Source organism: Woeseia sp. D3-10, from assembly GCF_055809415.1.
Map to the genome: position 1 here is coordinate 1583906 of NZ_JBVVTW010000007.1, position 13505 is coordinate 1597410.

Below are 13505 nucleotides of genomic sequence, written 5' to 3' on the forward strand. Positions count from 1 at the left end.
CACAAAACTCGCGCGCCGGATGCGACTGGTTCAGGAAATACACGGGTGCCGTCCTGCCGGCCTGTTCCGCCTGAATGAGGCGCCGTGTCATTGTCCGTTCCACCAGGGTAATCGTGGTATACAACCGCCATCACGGCGTTCGCGGTCATTACCGCCATTTGTTAGGGTCCGTCACTGTGGAGCAAACAGGCAAACCGATGAATTTCGACGCATGGTCCGTGCCGCTGCCAGCGGCAACGCATACCGCCAACGGCGAGCCGCGCCGGATTGGCGTTGAACTTGAGATGATTGGCTTAAGCGTCAGCGATGTCAGTCAGGTAGTTGCTACCCGGCTCAACGGCACGGTCCGCGAGGACACTCCCTACGAGCACTTCGTGAGCGGTGACGACGCCGGTGAATGGGGTGTCGAACTGGACTACGGATACCTGAAGGAACTGGGCCGCGAGCAACCCGCTGATGACGAAATACTCGCGTTGATCAACGAAATGGCCGAAGGCGTGCTACGTGCCGGCGCCGAAGCTATCGTGCCGGTTGAGATCGTTAGTCCGCCTCTGCCTATGCAGCGGCTTGCGGATATACAGGCGCTGATCGCGCGTTTGCGGACAGCGGGCGCAAAAGGTTCTGGTGCCGGCGTTACCTATGCGTTCGGCATGCAGTTCAATCCGGAATTGCCTGACCTTGAGGCCGATACGATCAGTCGCTACCTGAAAGCCTTCTTCTGTCTCTACGACTGGCTCGCGGTGAGGAGCAAAGTCGACCTGACCCGCCGCTTGACCGGCTTTAGTGCCGCGTTTCCGGAGCGCTATGTTCGTCAGGTAGTTGATCCGGAGTACTGGCCCGATCAGTCACAGCTGATCGATGATTACCTGGCCGATAACCCAACCCGAAACCGGGCACTCGACATGTTGCCGCTGTTCATGCACCTCGACAAAAAGCGTTTGCGCGCAGTGGTGGACGACCCGCGCGTCAAACCGCGGCCCACCCTGCACTACCGACTACCCAATTGCGAAATTGACCGCAAAGACTGGGGCGTGCACCTGGCGTGGGGCGACTGGTTGGTTGTCGAAAGCCTGGCCGCTGACCGTGACCGGCTCAACAAGCTGTGCGGTGACTATGCGTCGTGGCTGGATAAACCGCTGGGCCGCCTGTTCGACAACTGGGCCGATGAAGTAGCCGCGATGCCCGAGGTCAACGACGACGCATGAGTCGTCCGCTCATCGGCATTACCGGCCCACAACGCGGTGCGATAGGACCCCGTCTCTGCATACACCTCGGCGTCTGGCTCGCTGGCGGCCGGGCGCTGCAGCTGCGACCGGGCGACCCCGTCGACACCTCGCCACTTGATGGCGTCATTATCAGCGGTGGTCACGACGTCGAACCGACGCTGTACAAAGCGGAAGCCGAAGTCGTGGGCAACTACGACCCGGAGCGCGATCGGTTTGAAGCAGCCATCATCGATTCCGCATTGCACGACCAAACGCCGTTGCTCGGTATTTGCCGCGGCGCTCAGTTGCTCAATGTGCGCATGGGTGGCAGCTTGTTCCAGGATCTGCGACAACACCGCCACAAGACGTCCCGGCGACGCTTTATCCTGCCGCTGAAAACCTTCTGCATGGTCAGTGATTCCAAGCTCGCGGAGGTACTCGGACCCGGCGATATCCGCATTAACAGTCTGCACAACCAAAGCATCGACCGGGTTGGCGATGGCCTGCTTATCAGTGGGCGGGATCTCGATAACATCGTGCAGGCGGTTGAGGGGCCGGACCGCCCATTCCTGTACGGCGTGCAGTGGCACCCGGAGTTCTTGATTTATTCGGCGCGGCAACGACGGCTGTTTCGTGCACTGCTGACGGCAGCAACTCACTACCAGGCGGCACGGAACCGGCAGTCGTGATTGTCTACGGTGGCTTGTTTCTGGCGGCTTTCCTGGCGGCGACGATACTGCCAGCGTATTCCGAGGTTTTGTTCGCTGGCTTGCTACTGCAAGGCCATGACCCTGTACTTCTGTGGCTAACCGCGTCGGTCGGCAATACCCTGGGTTCGGCCGTGAACTGGGCGCTCGCCGTGTACTTGCTGCGGTTTCGGGAGCACCGCTGGTTTCCCTTCCGCGAGGAGCGGCTTGGCCGCGCGCAACGCTGGTTTCAACGCTACGGCGTGTGGTCGTTGTTGCTCGCATGGGCGCCGATAGGCGGCGATGCGCTAACCTTTGTTGCCGGTTTGATGCGGGTTAACTTTTGGGTTTTCCTGGCACTCGTTGCTATCGGTAAAGCCGCGCGTTACGCAGCCCTCATCGGGATCGTGCACCTCGCGAACTGACGAACGCAGGCTGAGTCGATCAACCTGCGCGTCGTTGTCCGTTAGCGCTGCTTCCAGGTGCCGCCTTCGCGGTAATACCAGCCCTTATCCGCTTTGGCGATCCAGCGCTTCGCGAACGTGCGGCGAATTTCGTCCTGCCATTCCGGATGCCCGTTAACCCGCGCAATTTCAGCGTAGAGCGCATTCCAGTCATTGTTCTGCGCGGATACCAGTTGCACGACGGTATTGCGATCCTTCAACGGTACCAGCCCGCGATCACGAATCTCGATCAGCCCGTCGTCCGTGAGCCCTATCGCGCCGGACTCGTAGTAAGGGCGCAGCGAAGAAAACCGTTGCGCAAGGGAGGCCTCCAAAGCCTGCTTCTCAGCCGATGGCTTGTCGAAGTCCACGCCACTCTGAGCATTCGCATCGGCGATAAAAAACCCGACATAGCCCTTTGCCAACGCAAGCATTACCGGTACCTCGGCAATATCTTCGCGCTGCAACGATGCGCCGCCCTCGGGCGTTTCACCACGCACCTTGTCGATGATCCGGTCAGCCGCCTGTTCAGCCGCCGCTTCCGGAAAATAGACGTTGATTGTTACGCACGCGGCAACCAGGACAACGAGCATGCCGGCCAGGCTCAGGGTTAGCTTGTTCATTCGATTCATCTCCATCGGGGATGTTGTTGCAAATCCATACTACCTATCGTGCCAGACCATCGCGCGACTGGCGCTAGTTTACAATGGCTGACTCACTACTGCTGATCTGACCGAGCTGACGCACCAGTCGTTCCCAGCTCACATCGCGACGGTAGCCCACGACATCGATCCGCGGTACGCCGCTGCCTTTGACAATGTAGTAGCCACTGCCCAATGCACTTTCGCCAGCGGGACCGGCGCCGCTCATCGTGCAGTTACCTGACCGCAATACACAGCGTAGCCCGATCCGATCGTACGCAAACACTTCAAAAAATTTCAACAGCCCGCTCGACAGAACGGCCCCTGCCCCGCCGCCGCCGACGCTGGTCAGGTTTTCCACGGCACGCTGGCTGATGCGGTGTTTCGACTTGTCAGCCGGTGGCGTGTACAGGTGCATATCCATCGCGACCGGTTGCCATGCCACCATCTCCAAGCCTGTCACATCGGCGCTTAACCGTCCCTGAATGAGACCAAAGGAGAACGTGTCGGTCAGTTGCTCCAGATCAAGATTGCGCATCGTCAGATCACCGCGCAATCGCGGTACCCGACCAAACGGTTGCTCCAGGCGCAGACCGGACATGGCAATCTCACCGCCAAACGCATTGGCCGTCAGGCTGCCACCCACTGTCATCGCATTACCTTCGTACTGCAGCAGCGGCAATTTCCCCGACAGGGAACCGGAAAACGCGGGCCAGCCGAACGCGCCGGTAAGCTGGCCGAGCTGCACAGGTTCCAGTGCGGCGTCCAGCAGCCCGCTCGCCTCGTCCGTTCCGTAGTCGTGCATAACCAGGCGATTGATCAGCAGTGCACCGCCCATCGTGGGGATACGCAACGGAGCCAGCAGCTCCACATCATTGCCGCCCAGCAGCATATTGACCTCAGCACCGTCGAGCGCGATGCCGTAAGCACTGGCACTCGCCCAACTCAGGTGGCTGGCCGGCACATCGCCCGCAGCTCCCTCGGTACCCGGCCAATTGACGACGCCATTGAGTTCGTAGATTGCGAACCGTCGGCGCGTGTCGTCCAGCACTGCATCTGTGAACTTCAGCTGCACAGTCCGAGGAAAGTTGTCGTCAAGATCAATCTGTCCCGCGACACGCCCGGCCGTTTCCAGATCGGCGAACAGGGTGCCGGCGGCAAGAATCTGCAGGCCGCTGCTGTACAAGGTATCGACCGCCGAATCCCCAAGCACGACCTGACCACTGACCAATGTTGCCTGCTCGTCCTGCCCCAGCGACACACGCAGGTTGCCACCAACGTCGAGGACTGAACCCTGCTGCAGAGAAAATTCCGGCAACTGATACTGTACGAAGTCGCTGCTCACAGCGTCACGCACACGAACGGTCAGCGCATGTTCGTTCAGGTTGGCATAAACCGGCTCCACATAAACTTCGCCACGGTCGGCATGCAGGTCAAGATCAAACTGGTAACTGCCAGATTGCTGCCGCGCCGTGATGCTCAGATTGCCGTGCAATGCGTCCGTGACGATGGTGCCAACGTCATTGGACATGGCGGCGTCGCTGAGCGCCGCTTTAAGCGAAATATCATAGGACTCGTCAGCGCCGCTGTTCAGGCTGCCACTCAAGCGGGCAGTGCCTGTAGCACTAAGGCCCGCAGTTGCATCGGTATACGGACTGAGCAAGGCCAGTAAGCCGTCCAGTTGTAGCTCGGTGGAATCGAACCGCAGCTGAAAGCCGTCCTGGTCGGTATGTCCGCGCAACGACGTTTTGCCGCCCGCCAGGGTCAGATCACGCAACTCGAAGCGTACTGTTTGGCTGTTGCGTTCGTACTGCAGATTCCCGCTAATGGTCTGACGACCAATAGCCGGAAAATCGGCATCGATCTCGGCATTGCTGCAATCGATGCGATCGGCGACCAGCGTAATTGTGCGGCACACGATAGTCGTGTCAGTCAGCACCTGCCCGGCGGCGGTCAGTTCAAGGCGACCGATACGCACCACGCCCCGCAAACCCTCGTCGTCTATCTCAAGTCCGAACTGCAGCGACTCCAGTTGCCAGTCTGCCGCGTCGATACGTTCAACGGCACCGCTCAGTGCTGTGCTGTCTTGTGCCACAACGAACGCGCCGGGCAATAGCAACGCACAACATAAAGCGATCAGGAAACTGAAGTAAGGGAGTGACACGATGAGTGATCCCGGTGGCAATACGTGAGCAGTACTGATCATCGAAGCGTTGTACTGCGCGGTCGATGGTAGGGTCGGGCCAATGGCTTTACAAGCCACGTCAGGAACAGGTACTCCGACTGCTCTGCACTGATCGATGCATTCGTAGTACCGTTGGCGGTCTCCGTGACTGCCACAGCAAACAACAGGACAGCATAATGACACTGCACATTGAACTCGCGCCGGTACTTTCCATAGCAGCGGGCATCGCCATACTCGTCGCACCAAAACTGCTGAACTATATTGTCGCCGCCTACCTGATCGTGGTCGGGCTGCTGCAAATAGTGAACTAACTTCGCGGCAGCTCGTAGATACATGCGTCATCCGATCGTCGGCAGTCTCCGCAGGTATCAAAATGGCGTGATGAACATTGCCAGCAGTAGCCTGGCTGTCTGAAAACCTTGATAAAGGACTGACCAGTCAGCCGGCACGCTGTCTCAGGCTTTCTTGACGAACTCGGATTTCAGTTTCATCGCGCCGATGCCGCTGATCTTGCAATCGATATCGTGATCACCGTCAACGAGCCGGATATTCTTAACCTTGGTGCCAACTTTGACGACCGCGGAGCTGCCTTTGACTTTCAGGTCCTTGATGACGGAAACGGTGTCACCATCCGCCAGCTCGTTGCCATTGGCATCGCGCACGACAGCACCTGCGTTTTCCCCGGACTCGCCGGGTCGCCATTCGTGCGCGCACTCGGGACACACCAGATTGTCACCATCCGGATAGCTATAGGCAGATGCACATTGCGGGCAATTCGGCAGGTCGCTCATGAAACTCTCTGTTTTTGCGGGCCGGCAGTATCGCACAAACGCACACTCGTCGGCGCGCCGCTTCTGCCCTGATGTTCGACATGAGCAAGATCTTGCAAGGTGCGCTACTTCTTTTCGTACTCTTGTGCAGCGACGCGAACACCACGCACCGCTGACAGCTTGCCGCTAACCCGGTCCCGGCCCGCCATTCGCCGGCCGTTCCTCATTTGCGTCAAACGATCGACCCAGGCGCACGCCTACCCAGGCCCAGGCTGCTGCAATTCCGGAACCCACCAGCGCGACCGCCGCTAATCCCAAACCGATTCCGTCGGTAAAAAAAGCAAATACAGAGCTGCTGACGGCATCACCACCACGGTAAACAACGATGTCGACAACCGGTTTGGTTTTGAAGCGGTCTTCTTTGCTCACGTGGGTGTAGAGCATCTCGCGTGCCGGGCGGGTCAGACCGTAATTGCCGCCGCGACGAAATACCTGCAGCGCGAGCAGGACCGTTAGCACCGGCGCGAACGCGAGAATCAACATACCAATGCAGATGAACACCGGCATCAGCGCCAGCGCAGTTGGCATGCCAAGCTTGTTGACGATCCGGCCGGTAACAAAGAACGCAAGGCCAAAGGTCATGAGGTTCACGATCCAGTCGATGCTCGCCAGAATCTGGGTACGTTCTTCACGCGAAAAATCAGCCAGCAGGTTTTTCTGTTCGAAATAAACAAACGAACCAATGAACACGTAGAGCAGAATAAACGCACCAATACCGAGCAAATAGGGATTGCTGACAAAGGCCTGAAAGCCATGCCACCAGTTTCCGCCCATGACGGCGCTCTTGGTATCGGCGACGAGATCGACATTGCCGAGCTCGGCAGCCTTCAGATGGTAGAGATAAAAAACCAGCGGAATAACCAGCAACAGACTTACCGATGCAACCAGCATCAAATTATCGGTACCGAGACTGCCGGCAAACAAAGCGGGAATCGCAGGACCTACGAGTGCACCCGCACTGGCTCCCGCGCCAATGATGCCGAACACGCGTTTGGCCTGCCCCTTGTTGAAGGTATCGGCCATGAAGGTCCAGAACACGGAAACATGAAACAGGGCGAAAACGCTTACCCAGAGATAGAACGCTTTGTCGACCAGCACCCGATCCGACACTGACGCGACACCGAGGTAGAACGCGATAAAGGTCGCGGCAAAAAACGCGTACATCGCTGGCACAACGTAGCGCAGACGTACCCGCGAGATCGCGTATCCGTAGATTGCAACAATAGCCGCACTGACAAAAAAGTTAATGTTCCACAGGAAGCTGACTTCGGTATCAGTCCAGTCACTGGCCATCGCATCACGCACCGGCCGCAGAATGTAGTAAGACGCCATCAGAATAAACACAAACAGCGTCGAGACCAGTGTTGCTTTCAGTTCGTTTGCTTCTATCGCGGCCAGTGCTTTTACGGCGCGCGCAGTTATACCCGTGTTCTGCTTGTTGCTCATAGAGTCAATCCACGATCCCCGAAAACCGAAAAGCCGTGATCACCAAGTCTGCGATCACGCCACCAGTGCCAATCATTATTGTTGGCGGACCAGCGCAGCGCCGGTTCCGCAAGCTGCACATTAGCGGGATTCGGGGCTCAGGAACAAGCCGCAGACACATCAAAAAGGAATGTCAGGCTGTATTTGCTGACAGAGACTTGTGCACGACTAACGGCGGTTCGGGACCCTGACAAACCCTGACACAAACCACAACGGAACTCGCGATGCCACAGAAGGCAATCGATCAAACAGTGCTGGCAGAAACGTCATGCAACACCCGGCGCTGCACAGCGGGCTCGCGCAGCAAGGCAAGGTCGGCATCAAGCGGCACGGCCTGACGGCAAATCAGGCGCTCGGCGAGCCTGCTATACGCCGTCCAGCGACGCCACACGGCGGATGTGGACAAGCCCATATCACGCAGTGCATGACGGTGATCCAGCAATACGATGCCAGCGGCGACAAACATCGCAGCACGCCACATGCCGACAAACACCCAGCGACGCCAGCCAGTCGTGACCTGGCTGCGCAGAAATTCGCAATGAAAGTGCAGGTGCGAGCGCTCATCGTTGACCAGCTGAGCAAGCAGTGAGCGTAGCCGTCCGGCTGGCAAGCGCGTAGCCAGCAGGTGGTAGTAGCAAATCCCGACCACTTCGGCGCTGAGCAGAACCATCACCTTCAGCCGCAATCCCAGCAGCCTGCGCGCGCGCACGAACAGTTTTGCAGTCCAGTGCTGATGAATGAGCGTACCACCAAGATTGCGCACACAGATGGCCAGAATCTCCGCGTGGCGATGTTCTTCAGCGACGAACAGACGCATCGCACTGGCGTACTCGGGTCCGGCTGCTGGTATCGTGCTCGCTGCTGCCTGGTGAACGACTGAACCACCTCCGGACTCGCCAAGCTGGAAGATCGCCAGCGACCGCGCCAGTGATTTTGGCAACGCGGAGTAGTCCTGCGGATCATCCAGACCCGGTAAGCGTCGTTCACTGCGCGCCGCGAAAAACTCGCGCCAGCGCTTCCAGTTTTCAGTTTCCATGCGCATCTGGCGATCTCCTGTGCTGTGCCATGCGTCTGTTGTAAGCGGGAAATCTGCTATTTCCGGGGACGGAATGTGACCAATTGTGGCGGCCCGTAGCGGGCAGAACCTTGCTGCCAAACCACTTGCCAGGCAGCCGGAGTCTTTGGCGCCTTGGCAGCCAGTGCAAAACTGCCCCTCCTATACTGAAACAGCGACAAAAGTGGCCGGTTCGCATCATCGAAAAGGCCCAACTTATCTGTGGGAAGGCGCGACAAGCCGGGTCACCGCACGGGCAGGGACGAAGGGCGCTCTCGTCGGTACGCACGATCCGGACGGGAACGGTAGTGGCAGTTGTACTGTCCAACCAGTAGTCAGGCTTGTTCTGACCAGAACGAAGACCGTCCCGTCTACCGGGACAAGGAGAAACCCGTGAAGACCAAACTCAATCGATGCTGCGTAGCCGCCACGCTGCTACTGCTGGCAAGTGCCTGCGCTAACCAGAACGCAACGTCATCAATGGCAGACAATGCGGACAGGACCTGCATCAGCGTCCACAGCATCAACAGCTTCAGCTCGTTGAGTGATCGCGAATTGCTGGTGACCGCCAGCGTCAAAGATCACTATCTGCTCACCGTCGATGGATACTGCCCCGGATTGCGGGATGCCCACTCTGTAGCAGTTATCGATTCGTTGAACCGTATTTGCAACGATGGCTTCGGGCGGGTGGTATTTGAAGACCGCTCTTTCGGGCCACAGTCGTGTCGCGTTAACAGTATTGAGCCGGTAATGAATCGCGATGAAGCCAGAGAAATAGTCACCGCCCGTCGCGATGCCCGACGCAATCAGTGAGACGTTCGGTGGATGTCATGCAGACGACAGGATGATTTTTCGCTGCAGGTGCGCGCTACTGCCAGCCGTAAGTTGCATGCCCTGACTTGACGAATGTTGCACTGTTAGCCACCTGATTCCCCCATTTTGGGAAGAAAACTTCGGATCGATCACGAGGCTCCTCTATACTGCGCGGCAACTTGATCTGTAACACCAAGATTCCGCGCCTTGATGACTACCGCTGCACAAACATCGTTTTCTGCCTTGCTCCGCCTGATGCGGTATGCGCGAGGATTCCGGCGACGCATCGTTCTGGCATCGATCTGTTCGGTCACGAACAAGCTGTTCGACGTGATGCCTGAAATACTGATCGGCATCGCGATCGACGTTGTCGTACGCCAGAAAGCTTCGTTCGTCGCGGAACTCGGCATCGCCGACCCGAAGTGGCAACTCGCTCTGCTCGGCGGCCTCACGCTGGTGGTCTGGATCCTTGAATCGCTGTTCGAGTATTTGTACCTGATTCTGTGGCGTAATCTCGCGCAGGATCTGCAACACGCGATGCGCGTCGATGCCTACGAGCATGTACAACGACTCGACCTCGCCTACTTCGAGGACCGCAGCACCGGCAACCTCGTGACGATACTCAACGATGACGTCAACCAGCTCGAACGTTTCCTGGACGGCGGCGCCAACAACCTGATTCAGGTCGCTACAACCGTCCTCGCCGTCGGCGCAGTATTTTTCAGCGTCTCGCCGCAGATAGCCTTGATCGCGTTCACGCCCATACCGTTGATCGTGGTCGGCGCATTCTATTTTCAACGTCGCGCGCAGCCGTTGTACGCCGAGGTTCGCGAACGCGTGGGCAGTCTCGGGGCACGGCTGTCGGCCAATGTCTCGGGCATCACGACGATCAAGAGTTTCGCGACAGAAGACTTCGAAGCAGAGCGCATCCGGCAGGACAGCAGTGCGTACCTCGAAGCCAATCGCAAGGCGATCGCGATCAGTTCCGCGTTTATTCCCGTTATCCGCATGGCGATCCTCGCCGGTTTCGTCGCCACCTTCCTGCTGGGTGGCTGGATGACGCTGAACGGCGAACTGCACGTCGGCGCCTACGGTGTACTGGTTTTCCTTACCCAACGCCTGCTGTGGCCGCTAACCAACCTCGCTGAAACGGTCGATCTTTATGAACGGGCGATGGCCTCATCGCGGCGCATACTCGACCTCATTGAGACACCGGTATCGATACGCAACACCGCGGGCGCGAACCATTTGGATAACGTCGATGGCCGCATCGAGTTCCGCAACGTCGGCTTTGCGTATGGCAACGATGCTCCGGTGCTGCACGACATAGACCTGACCATCGAGGCCGGCAGCACGGTTGCGTTTGTTGGCCAGACCGGCTCGGGAAAAAGCACACTGATAAAGCTGTTGCTGCGCTTTTACACGGCAGGCTCCGGCGAAATACTGATTGATGAACAACGCATTGACTCGGTCAGTCTGGACAGCTTGCGACGACGCATAGGCCTGGTGAGTCAGGACGTCTTTCTTTTTCAGGGTACCGTGCAGGAAAACATTGCCTACGGCAGCTCGGATGCTACCTTGGATGCCGTGCGGGCGGCAGCGGAGTCAGCAGAAGCTGCCGAGTTCATCGATCGTTTGCCGAAGGCCTACGATACTGTCGTAGGCGAGCGGGGACAAAAATTATCCGGCGGCCAGCGCCAGCGCCTGTCAATCGCACGCGCGCTGCTGAAAGATCCGCCGATATTGATACTCGATGAAGCAACCTCCGCCGTGGACAACGAAACCGAAGCCGCGATTCAACGTTCGCTGCAACGAATATCCCATTCCCGCACAACAATAGTCATTGCCCACCGACTCTCCACCATCGTTCGTGCTGACTGCATCTACGTGATGGACAAAGGCCGCATCGCTGAAAGCGGGGAGCATTCGGAACTGCTTGAGAAGAACGGAATCTACGCGGCATTGTGGGCGGTGCAGACCGGGCAAACAGTCTAGGCGCGACGTCTCCGTCAGCGCTGTGTCAACCAGAACACACATGCAGCGAGTCCAGCCAGAATCCCTGGCATAGCAACCAGCCACTGAGTGACGAATAGTTTTCGGCAAGCGCCGTCTACACCACTGCGTAAACCGAGGCTGGCCCACACCGCAGCGAACAACGATGCGACCGCCACTGACAGCACGTAAATCATCAGAAGAATAAGTGCATAGGCGAGACCCGTGCCGGTATCGCGACGATAGCCGCTGCCAGTCCCGTCACTCAGCACCAGAACAATATTGATCGCCAGAAACAACCAGGCAATGACCAGCCCTGCAACGATGAGGCTGTTAACGGTTCGACTTCGAAACAGGAACGGTGGCAGTGTCGCCGCGCTCCGGCGTGGCGCCATGATCGACAGAAGTACAACGCCGATAACCAGAAATGCAACGAACGCACCAACATGAGCCGGTTCGACCGGACCACCCATAACGCCCTGTATCAAGCTCGGTAAAAACACGGACAGTATTGGCAAAAACAGAATGACCGCCGCCTTGCGACGTTGCAGCGGATGTCGCCACAAGAGCCACAGTGAGAACAACATGGGCAATGCAGCGGCAATGATGTAGTAGAACAACAATGCGAGCACACCAAACCCAGCGCTCTTGTCGGCCATCGACGCGGGCAAGACCCACAGCAGAGCCAGTACTACCTGAATGGAAAGCGTGATGTTGGCGGCTCTACTCATGGCCTGATCACCGTTGGTTGCACCGCAAACTCACGTCGTTCCCGCCCGTGCAGGAAATAATCCCACAACACTTTCGCGACTATCACCAAGGCGGCAAAGCCCGTGGTCGTCGCGAGCGGCGGCACAGCGAACACCACAACGTAGGCCAGTACGATGACCGCGTAGAGCGCGATACACCGTTTGAACGGCATCAACAGCAAATCAGCTGCTCGCGCGGTCCTGAACTCGCCACGCAGCAGAAAATTAATAACAAACGACAAGCCGTGGCTGATCAGAAATAGCAACGATGTGGCGAAGATCAGCCCTACCTGATTGATGGATTGATCCGCCGGGTTGCCAACCTTCAGTTGATCCGCTGCCATCAGAATGCCAAGCCCAACGGCACCCAGCAGGCCGAAATAGAAAGCGCCCATTTTCACGAGCAAGATGATCGATGCCAACATCCGACCACCCGGAGAAAAGCTGACCCAGCGATTCCGGTACGGCTCACCAATCAGCGACGCTACGATCAACTTCAAAGCGCTGAACAATCCAATCCAGAAGCCTTCCCACCAATAAATGAGCACAAGCTGATAGAGCGACAGGTTGTAGCTGATAGCGATCAGTAACAGACCGGCATTGGCCAACAGAAGGCTGAACGCACCGAGCCCAAGCTTGCCTATCACCGGCAAAGCTGGGAGCTGTTCCTGCAAGGGCGTGTCAGCGTCATGCATCAGGCCACTCTAGTGGCTCTGGACAGTGAGGGGAGTGACTAAGTCACGAAACTGCCTGGCAACCCAATTCTCACAAGCGCTATTCCGACCCAGCGAGGATGCAGGGATTGCCGAGGAGGCACTGGCGCGGGCGGCTACGCAACGGCGATCAAAATACAGCGACTCCGTGCTAGCCTTCGCGGTACACCCACACGTGAGAAGCGTCTTGAACACATGCTGCAAAGTAACACCCACCCGACAAGGCAGCGCGCTCCTGTTGCTGGTCGTTCTGCTGCTGCAGGCCTGCGCTGGCTTGCGGCCCGGCTTTGAAACGCCGAGCGTCACCGTCAGTTCGTTTCGCGCACTGCCCTCGCAAGGCGCTATGCCCAATTTCGAAATCGGCCTGCAGGTTACCAACCCGAATGCCGTCGCCCTGAATTTGCGCGGCGTTACTTACGGCGTCAGTCTCGGCGGCTACGAACTGATCAAAGGCGTCGGCAATGATTTGCCGGTAATCGAAGCTTACGGTCAAGGCGAGTTCAAACTCACGGCCTCGGCAAACCTGCTCGCCGGGATGCGCTTGCTCGGCAACCTGATGAGCGGACCGAAAGACAGCGTGCCTTACGAGTTCGAGGCCAAGCTGGACATCGGCGCCTTGCGGCCAGCGATCCGGGTGAAAGACAGCGGCTCCATTTCGCTGCAATCTTTCGGCGCAAACTGAGTACGTCGGCCCCGGCCCAGCACATAG

14 protein-coding genes are annotated in these 13505 nt (G+C 58.0%); 7 read left to right on the top strand and 7 right to left on the bottom strand.

Annotated features, from left to right (window positions below; genetic code table 11):
• Positions 1–197: 197 nt before the first annotated feature.
• From AC0L8N_RS07750 to AC0L8N_RS07760, 3 genes are read left to right on the top strand one after another with little or no spacing between them, the layout of a single operon-like run.
• The gene (locus AC0L8N_RS07750) at positions 198–1205 is read left to right on the top strand and encodes an amidoligase family protein (protein ID WP_473667031.1); all 1008 of its coding nucleotides are present in this window, start codon (positions 198–200) and stop codon (positions 1203–1205) included.
• Complete coding sequence (locus AC0L8N_RS07755; protein ID WP_473667032.1) at positions 1202–1894, top strand: gamma-glutamyl-gamma-aminobutyrate hydrolase family protein; 693 nt, start codon at positions 1202–1204, stop codon at positions 1892–1894. Before AC0L8N_RS07750 ends, AC0L8N_RS07755 begins: the two co-directional genes overlap by 4 nt.
• Complete coding sequence (locus tag AC0L8N_RS07760; protein ID WP_473667033.1) at positions 1891–2316, top strand: YqaA family protein; 426 nt, start codon at positions 1891–1893, stop codon at positions 2314–2316. The genes AC0L8N_RS07755 and AC0L8N_RS07760 overlap by 4 nt, the downstream gene beginning before the upstream one ends.
• 41 nt (positions 2317–2357) lie before the next feature.
• Here the strand turns inward: AC0L8N_RS07760 and AC0L8N_RS07765 are convergent, their stop codons facing one another.
• Both AC0L8N_RS07765 and AC0L8N_RS07770 read right to left on the bottom strand, forming a co-directional pair.
• On the bottom strand, positions 2358–2957 hold the full coding sequence (locus tag AC0L8N_RS07765; RefSeq protein ID WP_473667035.1) for a DUF1318 domain-containing protein: 600 nt from the start codon (positions 2955–2957) through the stop codon (positions 2358–2360).
• A 73-nt stretch (positions 2958–3030) separates the two neighbouring features.
• Positions 3031–5181 (bottom strand): hypothetical protein, encoded by a 2151-nt coding sequence (locus AC0L8N_RS07770; RefSeq protein ID WP_473667037.1) that lies wholly within the window; start codon positions 5179–5181, stop codon positions 3031–3033.
• Between the two features lie 155 nt (positions 5182–5336).
• On the opposite strand from AC0L8N_RS07770, the gene AC0L8N_RS07775 reads away from it, so the two are divergent.
• A complete protein-coding gene (locus tag AC0L8N_RS07775) occupies positions 5337–5471 on the top strand; it encodes a DUF3096 domain-containing protein (RefSeq protein ID WP_082990216.1) in 135 nt (44 codons plus the stop codon).
• 144 nt (positions 5472–5615) lie between these two features.
• Here AC0L8N_RS07775 and AC0L8N_RS07780 read toward each other — a convergent pair whose 3' ends face one another.
• From AC0L8N_RS07780 to AC0L8N_RS07790, 3 genes are all read right to left on the bottom strand, one after another.
• Positions 5616–5951, bottom strand: coding sequence for a zinc ribbon domain-containing protein YjdM (locus tag AC0L8N_RS07780; RefSeq protein WP_473667038.1), 336 nt, complete (start codon positions 5949–5951; stop codon positions 5616–5618).
• Between the two features lie 165 nt (positions 5952–6116).
• On the bottom strand, positions 6117–7436 hold the full coding sequence (locus AC0L8N_RS07785; protein ID WP_473667039.1) for an NTP/NDP exchange transporter: 1320 nt from the start codon (positions 7434–7436) through the stop codon (positions 6117–6119).
• Positions 7437–7719: 283 nt separating this feature from the next.
• A complete protein-coding gene (locus AC0L8N_RS07790; protein WP_473667040.1) occupies positions 7720–8517 on the bottom strand; it encodes a hypothetical protein in 798 nt (265 codons plus the stop codon).
• Positions 8518–8922: 405 nt separating this feature from the next.
• Between AC0L8N_RS07790 and AC0L8N_RS07795 the strand changes: the two genes are divergently transcribed.
• Positions 8923–9342 carry a DUF6491 family protein gene (locus tag AC0L8N_RS07795; RefSeq protein WP_473667041.1) on the top strand — a complete coding sequence of 140 codons (420 nt, stop codon included), beginning with the start codon at positions 8923–8925 and terminating at the stop codon, positions 9340–9342.
• A gap of 210 nt (positions 9343–9552) precedes the next feature.
• Positions 9553–11337 (top strand): ABC transporter ATP-binding protein, encoded by a 1785-nt coding sequence (locus AC0L8N_RS07800; RefSeq protein WP_473670079.1) that lies wholly within the window; start codon positions 9553–9555, stop codon positions 11335–11337.
• A 14-nt stretch (positions 11338–11351) separates the two neighbouring features.
• Here AC0L8N_RS07800 and AC0L8N_RS07805 read toward each other — a convergent pair whose 3' ends face one another.
• Together AC0L8N_RS07805 and AC0L8N_RS07810 are read right to left on the bottom strand one after the other, a co-directional pair.
• Positions 11352–12065 (bottom strand): hypothetical protein, encoded by a 714-nt coding sequence (locus AC0L8N_RS07805; protein ID WP_473667042.1) that lies wholly within the window; start codon positions 12063–12065, stop codon positions 11352–11354.
• Entirely contained in the window at positions 12062–12778 is a 717-nt protein-coding gene (locus tag AC0L8N_RS07810) for a DUF6498-containing protein (RefSeq protein ID WP_473667043.1), read from the bottom strand. The genes AC0L8N_RS07805 and AC0L8N_RS07810 overlap by 4 nt, the downstream gene beginning before the upstream one ends.
• Positions 12779–12983: 205 nt before the next feature.
• On the opposite strand from AC0L8N_RS07810, the gene AC0L8N_RS07815 reads away from it, so the two are divergent.
• Positions 12984–13478, top strand: coding sequence for an LEA/WHy family protein (locus AC0L8N_RS07815; protein WP_473667044.1), 495 nt, complete (start codon positions 12984–12986; stop codon positions 13476–13478).
• The last annotated feature ends 27 nt before the right edge of the window (positions 13479–13505 follow it).

Excerpts from the sequence above, each read along its gene's own strand:
- AC0L8N_RS07750 (WP_473667031.1), top strand. The coding sequence starts at position 198 with ATGAATTTCGACGCATGGTCCGTGCCGCTGCCAGCGGCAACGCATACC.
- AC0L8N_RS07755 (WP_473667032.1), top strand. The coding sequence starts at position 1,202 with ATGAGTCGTCCGCTCATCGGCATTACCGGCCCACAACGCGGTGCGATA.
- AC0L8N_RS07765 (WP_473667035.1), bottom strand. The coding sequence starts at position 2,957 with ATGAACAAGCTAACCCTGAGCCTGGCCGGCATGCTCGTTGTCCTGGTT.
- AC0L8N_RS07770 (WP_473667037.1), bottom strand. The coding sequence starts at position 5,181 with ATGATCAGTACTGCTCACGTATTGCCACCGGGATCACTCATCGTGTCA.
- AC0L8N_RS07775 (WP_082990216.1), top strand. The coding sequence starts at position 5,337 with ATGACACTGCACATTGAACTCGCGCCGGTACTTTCCATAGCAGCGGGC.
- AC0L8N_RS07780 (WP_473667038.1), bottom strand. The coding sequence starts at position 5,951 with ATGAGCGACCTGCCGAATTGCCCGCAATGTGCATCTGCCTATAGCTAT.
- AC0L8N_RS07785 (WP_473667039.1), bottom strand. The coding sequence starts at position 7,436 with ATGAGCAACAAGCAGAACACGGGTATAACTGCGCGCGCCGTAAAAGCA.
- AC0L8N_RS07790 (WP_473667040.1), bottom strand. The coding sequence starts at position 8,517 with ATGCGCATGGAAACTGAAAACTGGAAGCGCTGGCGCGAGTTTTTCGCG.
- AC0L8N_RS07800 (WP_473670079.1), top strand. The coding sequence starts at position 9,553 with ATGACTACCGCTGCACAAACATCGTTTTCTGCCTTGCTCCGCCTGATG.
- AC0L8N_RS07805 (WP_473667042.1), bottom strand. The coding sequence starts at position 12,065 with ATGAGTAGAGCCGCCAACATCACGCTTTCCATTCAGGTAGTACTGGCT.
- AC0L8N_RS07810 (WP_473667043.1), bottom strand. The coding sequence starts at position 12,778 with ATGCATGACGCTGACACGCCCTTGCAGGAACAGCTCCCAGCTTTGCCG.